The sequence below is a fragment of the Deltaproteobacteria bacterium genome, from assembly GCA_020845775.1.
Taxonomy (GTDB): Bacteria; Bdellovibrionota_C; UBA2361; order SZUA-149; family JADLFC01; genus JADLFC01.
On the sequence record JADLFC010000067.1, the window covers coordinates 1 to 6,226 of the forward strand.

The 6,226-nt window shown below is 47.8% G+C and carries 6 protein-coding genes; 3 read left to right on the plus strand and 3 right to left on the minus strand.

Going from position 1 to position 6,226, the window contains the following annotated elements; all coding sequences use genetic code 11:
* Positions 1 to 308 precede the first annotated feature (308 nt).
* Positions 309 to 767: a TonB-dependent receptor plug domain-containing protein gene (locus tag IT291_04490; protein ID MCC6220484.1), complete on the minus strand. Its 459-nt coding sequence runs from the start codon at positions 765 to 767 to the stop codon at positions 309 to 311.
* Between the two features lie 259 nt (positions 768 to 1,026).
* Between IT291_04490 and IT291_04495 the strand changes: the two genes are divergently transcribed.
* A complete protein-coding gene (locus IT291_04495; protein MCC6220485.1) occupies positions 1,027 to 2,205 on the plus strand; it encodes a GNAT family N-acetyltransferase in 1,179 nt (392 codons plus the stop codon).
* Here the strand turns inward: IT291_04495 and IT291_04500 are convergent.
* Entirely contained in the window at positions 2,156 to 2,737 is a 582-nt protein-coding gene (locus IT291_04500; GenBank protein MCC6220486.1) for a YfiR family protein, read from the minus strand. The genes IT291_04495 and IT291_04500 overlap by 50 nt on opposite strands.
* Positions 2,738 to 2,804: 67 nt before the next feature.
* On the minus strand, positions 2,805 to 4,862 hold the full coding sequence (locus IT291_04505; protein ID MCC6220487.1) for a TonB-dependent receptor: 2,058 nt from the start codon (positions 4,860 to 4,862) through the stop codon (positions 2,805 to 2,807).
* A 422-nt stretch (positions 4,863 to 5,284) separates the two neighbouring features.
* Between IT291_04505 and IT291_04510 the strand changes: the two genes are divergently transcribed.
* Both IT291_04510 and IT291_04515 read left to right on the plus strand, forming a co-directional pair.
* Positions 5,285 to 6,061, plus strand: coding sequence for a Fic family protein (locus IT291_04510; GenBank protein MCC6220488.1), 777 nt, complete (start codon positions 5,285 to 5,287; stop codon positions 6,059 to 6,061).
* A gap of 45 nt (positions 6,062 to 6,106) precedes the next feature.
* Positions 6,107 to 6,226: cell filamentation protein Fic (locus IT291_04515; protein MCC6220489.1), on the plus strand; the 120-nt coding region annotated here is incomplete at its 3' end.

The following is a 6,226-nucleotide window of genomic DNA, read 5'->3' on the forward strand; positions in this document are numbered from 1 at the left end:
AATGGCGGGGAGGAAGTTATGCATAAACGCCGACAAAGGGCCACACATCTAGCCCGTCGGAGGCGGTTGTGTGTAACTTCCGGCGGGCGGCAAAACACCAAACAAGACTCACGACATGGGACAGCGAAAAATGTTAAGCCTCCTTAACTTCCAACTCTAAATGCCCTACACCAATCCCACAATTCCCAATCGGGGGGGCGTGTAGTTACACTTACTTTTTGGAAACGGTATAGCAACTGTTCTAACCCTTTCACCGCAGACTCTACTATCGGCATAACTTCCGGATTGTTGAGCTTGCTCTTGGTCTGTCACTGGAATTGCGGACTAAACTCACTGCTGGGGAGTTTTACCGACACTAGGCAAATAATACCTTCGCGAATATCCTCTGCAATAATCTTTACACCCTTGGGTTGCAAATCGTGCACATTAATATAGTTGCGCACTGCCTTGACAATGCCGTTTCGCGCACCAACCTCATGGTTGATGTTCTCCCAGAGAATGCCGTTAAAGATGGGCGTCTCTACCGGTGCGCCATCGATAAGCAGCAGAATCTTATTGCCAAATACCTGATTAAACCCCCGAGCCGTTATCGCCCACTCATGGGCACTAACGCGAGCTACCTCAATACCAGGAACCAAGCGAAACAAATCTATAAGCGTCGTCGCCGCAGAGCGACGAATATCTTCTGAGGTCATTACATATATCGCCGAGGGAACGTTCTTAAGCTTCTGAAGCTTCTTAGCCGGCGAAAACACACTTAGGTCCAAATTAAAAAACTCCTCGGGTGCCCGCGAGCTGATGGTTTGGGTTGTTGCTTCAGGCGAAACGTTTAGTCTCTGACGATCCAACTACATTTTCACACAGGCATTCCCAGCAGAGACTTTACTTTAGCCTGAGGCGACAACCCAAACCATCAGCTCCCACAAAATTCCGTCAATGCAGTCGCTTTTTCATTGCAGTAATTTGCTATTTAAATGTATAATATTAAAGTTTATCTCAAACGCACTCAATTACATTAATAACCACATGACTGCCGACATAACCTTCACTTGGATCACTAGCATAGCTTCAATAACTCAAAGCGAGTGGGATTCCTGCTATGACGAAGGCAATGTGGTAAATTGCTACGACTTAACTAGAACGTTGGAAGGCGCGAATTTTGCCGACACGCAATTTCACTACTTGCTGGGAAGGCAAGATGGTGAGTTAAAATTGGCACTCCCCTGCTTCCTCTACCATACTCATTTAGACGTAATAGCCGCTCCAGCTTTGGGGAAGTTCTGTTCGTGGGTTAGAAAGTTTTTCCCCAACTTCTTTTGCCTCCGAGCACTAATTGCAGGAAGCCCCATCGCCATATGCACAGACTCCTTCGGCATAGCAAAGATAAAAGATTCCGAACTCGACACTGTACTAACTCAAGTCAAGCACGCGCTCACCGATAAAGCTAAGGAGCTAAAGTGTCAGCTAGTAGTCTTAAAGGAACTTGAAGAACAAAAACTTACTCGCCTCGGCAATCCATTTAAACCAGAGTTCATGTTCGTTCCGTCTATGCCATGTGCATACATTGAGCTTCCCAAAGGCGCTCCCCATTATGCTGAACGTCTGCGCTCCGATTACCGCTCAAAATACAGCCGTCGCATTAAAAAATCACAGGAGGCGGGAATTTGTTGGCGCATGGTTACAGATTTTTCCAACTTAGCTGAGGACTTGCACAAGCTCTATTCACAGGTGCTACAACGCTCAGCTAGCAACTTCAACGCTCTGACGCCAGACCTCTTTAGGCAGCTAGGCTTCAATCTTCGCGACAGGTGTTTTGTGCAGATTGCCAAGAGGGATGAGAAAATTTTGTCCTTCGCGCTTGTGTTAACCAATGCCAATGACTTATACCCTCTGTATCTTGGTCTTGACTACGCTTTCCGAGACGAAGGGGCACTTTACTACAATACCTGTTACAAGCTCATTGAAGAGGCAGAGCGACGAGACAATAGCTCCCTTTTTCTCGGCCAAACTGCCTATCACCCAAAAGCCTCTCTTGGTGCTCGATTTCGCAAGCTCTATTTAGCAATCCAGCCTTTAACGAAATGCATGGCCGTTGTAATCGGAGCCTTTGCTACAATTCTCTTCCCAGAAATCACACCTCCACAATTCAACGTTTTCAAAGTGGAGCGCGCTTCTCCTTCTTTGGCCCCCAATTGTCTAGACTAATTTTTAGTATCGGCGCAGCAATTCTAAGACTGCGACGCTTTAAGCCGTCAATATCTATTCTAGGTGGTCGTAGCCTGTCGTCATGTGCAAGAAATACCAAACCTCCAATTTCCGTTATGTCTACTTCATGAGCAATGGTCAGCACTGGATACGTTTCAACATTTTCTAATATCTTCTCATTAAATGGCTTGTCATTTGGCAGCGCCATGAGGTGACACTGCCGTTGAGAATCTTTATCCGCTTCCTTTAGCAGTCTTAACTCTACGGGCTTGTCGTGAACGCGACGCGTAGGCAAAAGCGTCGTAAAGACATCATATAAGGCATGGCTTCGAGTGGTGCAGAACACAAACACGTCAGACTTCTCAATTTCGGGCGGCCATGTGGCATTTGCAGCAATGTAAAGGTACGCTCTTGCTAGTGAGTTCTCAAGGCTGTAGACATGTTGAGCAAGCACCGCACTAGGCTCTCCGCATAACAGAGCGAACACAACGCCAATTAATCGCTTGCTAAAACTAAAATGCTTAAATCTCATTCACGATCACCAAGGCTATTTGGGCAAAGTGTCAAGATCGGCAACCATAATCTTCAATCCCTTGACTTTAAAACGTATATCCAAGCCGCAAAAACACACTTCTACTTATTTCGCTTAGCGGGGTGCTAAATACTAGCGCCCCTAGCTCGTCATGTCGTTTGTCTAGTAGGTTTCTACCAATGAGCTCTAGCTCCATGTTTTGGCGAAACAACCAAGCTAATCGCAAGTCGACCTCAGCATACCTGCCTATGGCCGAATTTCGAGCAGTATCCACCCATCGCAATATCCCATCGAGCTCCACCGTTGGCAAAACATCTATATGACTGCGAACGGAAAAGCTATTTCGCGGGTTATCCTCTACGAGCTCCGCATTAGCCATACCAACCGACTGCGCCGTGAGTAGGAAATAACTATAGCTAGCAGACAAGTTTATCCAATCCCTTAACTCCCAATCCAAGGCAACCTCCGCACCTATAGAATCCGCTGAAATCTCGTTGTCATACGGCAGCGGAATCAATAGGTATGGTCCCAACACCTCATCAAAAATTACTTCCGGAGTCCCTGGATGGTTCGCCGACAGGTAATCATCATACCTAAAATAAAACCCCGTAACACTTGCATACAACTTCTCCAGCGGCTCCATCCACGCCCCGACCTCGTAAGCAAGCAACTTCTCCGAATCAAAATCGCGATTGCCTTGGACTTGCACTATCGCCGGTAACCCACTCTCCGGCTCCGGAAAGGCTGCCACATTTAGCCTAATATCATCGTATAACCTAGCCGGACTCCCTGTCGTATACGACACCCCACCCCAAACAGAAAACCTATCACTCAAGCTCCACAACAACCTCGCCGTAGGAAGTGCATTAAAGCCAACCTGCTCATTCTCCTCAAACCGAGAACCAAGCGTTAGCATTAAGACATCTTCGATGAGCGAAATCTCATCGTGGATAAAACCCCGATAAAACATCAATGAGCGATCCGCAGGATCGAAGCGAAACACCTCACTTCCCTCAGTCTCATCCGTGTAGAACCTAACATTTAAGCCATACGTAAGATCATTTGCCCCAAAAGGCGAAAGCCGATGCCGAAATTCTAGATCCGAATAGTAGGACGACAAGTCCAACAGAAAATCTTCCCGCTTCTCGTAAAGATTATTCCACTCCAAACTAACTCGCGAATCATCAGCTAAATCGTGCTCCCACAGTGCCCCTAAGGACGCACGGTGATTATCTCTTTCGTCATGCCTCTCCTCGCTAAAAGGCTCACTTAACGTAGGAACGCTTAACTGAAAATCCGCCTGCCTAGCAGATGCTGTCGCCTTCACCCGCACGCTATCCTTATTAGTAGGCTTTAAATCAGTCCTAAAATGCCCGCTAACTATCCCCCACTCGTCATCCAAATCATTACCACTAGCATCCTCACTTGCAGCGAATTTATCCGCCTTTACATACGCACTTACAGCCGCCCTCTCGCTTAACACCTTCCCAGCTCGCGCAGTAACCGAGCCCTGATGTTCGTTGCCAACGCCTGCAGAATAACTATTATGCGGGAACGTAAAAGACTCCTTCGTAATGACGTTTATCAACCCATTCATCGCTCGAGTTCCCCAGATGGCAGCTCCGGGCCCACGAACAAATTCAATGCGGTCAATAGTGTCTAGCGGAATGTTGATGTTCTCCCAGAGAATGCCGTTAAAAATGGGCGTCTCCACCGGTGCGCCATCTATGAGCAACAAAATCTTATTGCCAAAAACTTGATTAAACCCCCGAGCCGTTATCGCCCACTCGTGAGCACTAACGCGAGCTACCTCAATACCAGGAACCAAGCGAAACAAATCTATAAGCGTAGTTGCCGCAGAGCGACGAATATCTTCTGAGGTCATCACATATATGGCCGAGGGAACGTTCTTAAGCTTTTGAAGCTTCTTTGCCGGCGAAAACACACTTAGGTCCAAATTAAAAAACTCCTCGGGCGGCAGGTCCAACGGATCGATAGGCTTCTCTGCACCTTGACCGACAGAGTTGTTGGAATCATTAGCGCCATCCCCTTCGGGCGTATCAGAAACTGCGGGTGATACCAAAATGAAGGCTAGGAAAATAAAAATAGAAGTGATTCGTTTCATAGCTAGACCCACGAAAAAGCAGCAAACATGATGTAAAACTACAAGTAACCACTCAAAAACTCCTAGTAGTTATCTCCGCTTCCACCGGCGCAATCGCCTGTAATTACAAACAGTTTATTCGCTTCGGCGAGACGCATTTGCCAGTTTTAATGAGCAACTGCGCTTGGAGCTTGCAAGTCCCTATACCGTTTTCAAAAAGTAAGTTAAATATTTTACTTTTTAAAAACGGTATTTGTTGTTTATTGGATGTTTTGCAGGAAAAACAGTTTCAATTTTGGCAACTCTTTGCTCCCATTTCCGATAGGGAGCGTATGAAAAGGAGCGCCGCTACGCGCTTGTCTGTTGGCGTTAGCGTCTGCAATAATGGGCATGTTTTTCGCCACGTCCATTAAATAATTAGTAGCTCGCTTAGCCACGGCAGGATGAAATCAAACTACCAACCACCCTATACCATTACCTCAGAAATCCTAAACCTCGTCGCTGCGATTAGCGAGTCTATCGGCCGATTAACGGCAATTACCGAACAGACTAGCGCGCTGCGGCTTAGGCGCATTAACCGAATCCGCACTATTCATGGCTCGCTCGCAATCGAGGGAAATTCTCTTACCGAGGAGCAGGTCACCGCAATACTTGACGGCAAGCGCGTTATCGCGCCGCCGCGGGAGGTTCAAGAAGTAAAAAACGCACTTGCCGCCTACGAGCGCTTCGACACCTGGAACCCTACCGCACCAAAGGATTTACTGGAGGCGCACCGCATTTTAATGACCGGCTTAATTGACGAAGCGGGCATGTATCGGCACAGTGGGGTTGGCGTTATGGCTGGAAAAAAATTAATCCACTTGGCACCTCCTGCAAACCGAGTGGCGCATTTGATGACCGACCTATTTGCTTGGCTAGCTAGCACGGATGCCCATCCACTTATCGCAAGCTCAGTCTTTCATTACGAGTTCGAATTTATTCATCCCTTCGCGGACGGCAACGGCCGCATTGGCAGACTGTGGCAAAGCCTGATTCTCGCCCACTGGAACCCTTTGTTTGCCGACGTCCCGGTAGAAAGTCAAATCTACGAGCGTCAGGCCGAATACTACCAGGCATTGCAGGCGAGCACCCGCCAAACGGATTCCGCGCCATTCATCTCTTTTATGTTGCACACGCTACTACATACCTTGACCACCTCTACCCCCCAAGCTACCCCCTAAGTTGCCCCCCAAGTCGGCGACTTACTAGCGGCAATCGATGGTGAAATGAGCCGTGAGGCACTGCAAGCTGCCCTGCACCTTGCGGATCGCAAGTCCTTTCGCGAGCGCTATCTTAAGCCCGCCTTGAAGGACGGTTTAATTGAGATGACTCTCACCGATAAGCCC

Coding starts and splice junctions, on each gene's coding strand:
- IT291_04510 (MCC6220488.1), top strand. CDS start 5,285: ATGAAATCAAACTACCAACCACCCTATACCATTACCTCAGAAATCCTA.
- IT291_04505 (MCC6220487.1), bottom strand. CDS start 4,862: ATGAAACGAATCACTTCTATTTTTATTTTCCTAGCCTTCATTTTGGTA.
- IT291_04500 (MCC6220486.1), bottom strand. CDS start 2,737: ATGAGATTTAAGCATTTTAGTTTTAGCAAGCGATTAATTGGCGTTGTG.
- IT291_04495 (MCC6220485.1), top strand. CDS start 1,027: ATGACTGCCGACATAACCTTCACTTGGATCACTAGCATAGCTTCAATA.